Below are 1,486 nucleotides of genomic sequence, written 5' to 3' on the forward strand. Positions count from 1 at the left end.
GAACACGCCAGCGTTCGAAAGCAGCCATGGCCATCGCGGCGGACCAGGCCGCTCGCTGTCGTGGGCCACGGGACGTCGACTCTTCACACAGGCATGGTGACTGACTGAGCCGGTCACCGGCCGTGCAGACGCCGGCGATGTTCTGGTTGATACGACGACCCTTCGCATGTATCCGCCGCAACGTGCAGGTAGGAACGTGTCGTCCTTGTCGACGAGCACGGCCAGGCGTCCGTCGCGACGCCCGACCGTCTCGTGGCCGCTCGCTACGTCCGACCCGACTCCTCCTCCTTCTCGCTCCTCATGGCCTGTTCCGGTTGCTGCCGACGTCTGCGGTCACGGAGCCGTCGCGCGAGTCGGGTAAGCCCCTGGCCGATGCGCCAGAGCCCCCAGAGCGTCGAGACGAGCCGCTGGAGCTGGAGGAGCAGGTCCAGCAAGTCCTGCAGGTTCTGCGGGAGTTCCATGCAAACGCACCTTCTTCCTGAAGGTCGGGGGCCGGTACGGCCCCGTTCAGGAAGAGACATCGGCTCGGAGTTCCACCGTCCTCCGACGATCCTGGTCGATTTGTGGCTTTAATGGTAGTTGATGTCTTGGATCCACAATCGATAGGGCAACCGTGGGTTTCCTCAGACGGCTCACGGTGACCAGTCCACCCGATTCCGGCCTCGCCGGGTGCGGGGGGAGCTATGGTCGTCGCTCACGCCGACCGGCACGGCAGGCCCAGGGAGGGTGGTCATGGCGGAGAACGACGTCGACGTCGATGACGGTGACGGCTACCTCGACGAGGCGACTCACCGATGGATTCAGGAGGTTGCCGACCGGCACCACGGTGGTGTGTGGGGTGCGGCCGCGGCGGCGATCCTGGAGTCGGCACATGCGGCGGAGCTCAACCCGGGTGACCCGTGGGCGGGCATGGATGCCCGGCTCAAGCGCCGGAGTGGGCCTGGCCCTGCTCCGGCGTAACGAAGACCCAGCTCATCCCCGGTCAAGCGCCAGGCCCTCGGCGGCGACCGAGGCCACCGCGTCGGACCACCACCAGGCGGTGCCGTTGACGTACAGGCATGGAGCCGCCGCGGTGATGTCGTCGCGCATCGCCTCCACGCGTACGCCCGGCATGAGCAGCCGCACTACCCGGCCGTCGGAGAGCCGCAGGTCCCAGCCGTACCGGCCGTCGCGGTCAGCAGCAGGATCCCGGGTCGGCTCGCCGGAGATCTCAGCCTCGCGGCGCTTGAGCGGCGCCTGCTCCATCTCGGCAGCGCGGACGCGAACCTCGCCGAGGAACACCTTGAGCGCGGCCACCGCGTGCTCTTCCTGGGCATCCTCGATCGGCTGTGTGCCGGGGTTGATCATCTCGTCACGGTACGGCGGGTGGTTCGCCGCGTCGCTCATCTTCGTGTCTGGCGACCCAGAAGGGCGAGACGTCCTGCCGATATCGGTTCCAACGCGATCGACGGTGGTCGACGCGGTCGCTTATCGTGCCTGGGTGATC

The 1,486-nt window shown here is 67.6% G+C and carries 3 protein-coding genes; 1 reads left to right on the forward strand and 2 read right to left on the reverse strand.

Annotated features, from left to right (window positions below; translation table 11 throughout):
* Window positions 1-263 precede the first annotated feature (263 nt).
* The gene (locus IEY99_RS33715; RefSeq protein WP_189208183.1) at window positions 264-461 is read right to left on the reverse strand and encodes a hypothetical protein; all 198 of its coding nucleotides are present in this window, start codon (window positions 459-461) and stop codon (window positions 264-266) included.
* Window positions 462-732: 271 nt separating this feature from the next.
* On the opposite strand from IEY99_RS33715, the gene IEY99_RS33720 reads away from it, so the two are divergent.
* Complete coding sequence (locus IEY99_RS33720; protein ID WP_189208184.1) at window positions 733-960, forward strand: hypothetical protein; 228 nt, start codon at window positions 733-735, stop codon at window positions 958-960.
* A 12-nt stretch (window positions 961-972) separates the two neighbouring features.
* Here the strand turns inward: IEY99_RS33720 and IEY99_RS33725 are convergent, their stop codons facing one another.
* The gene (locus IEY99_RS33725; protein WP_194505986.1) at window positions 973-1,386 is read right to left on the reverse strand and encodes a hypothetical protein; all 414 of its coding nucleotides are present in this window, start codon (window positions 1,384-1,386) and stop codon (window positions 973-975) included.
* Window positions 1,387-1,486 lie beyond the last annotated feature (100 nt).

Origin of the sequence: Couchioplanes azureus (assembly GCF_014648355.1) — a bacterium.
GTDB classification, from domain to species: Bacteria; Actinomycetota; Actinomycetes; order Mycobacteriales; family Micromonosporaceae; genus Actinoplanes; species Actinoplanes azureus.

What these genes read in the sequence shown, in the direction of transcription:
- IEY99_RS33715 (WP_189208183.1), bottom strand. Translation starts at nt 461, where the DNA reads ATGGAACTCCCGCAGAACCTGCAGGACTTGCTGGACCTGCTCCTCCAG.
- IEY99_RS33720 (WP_189208184.1), top strand. Translation starts at nt 733, where the DNA reads ATGGCGGAGAACGACGTCGACGTCGATGACGGTGACGGCTACCTCGAC.
- IEY99_RS33725 (WP_194505986.1), bottom strand. Translation starts at nt 1,386, where the DNA reads ATGAGCGACGCGGCGAACCACCCGCCGTACCGTGACGAGATGATCAAC.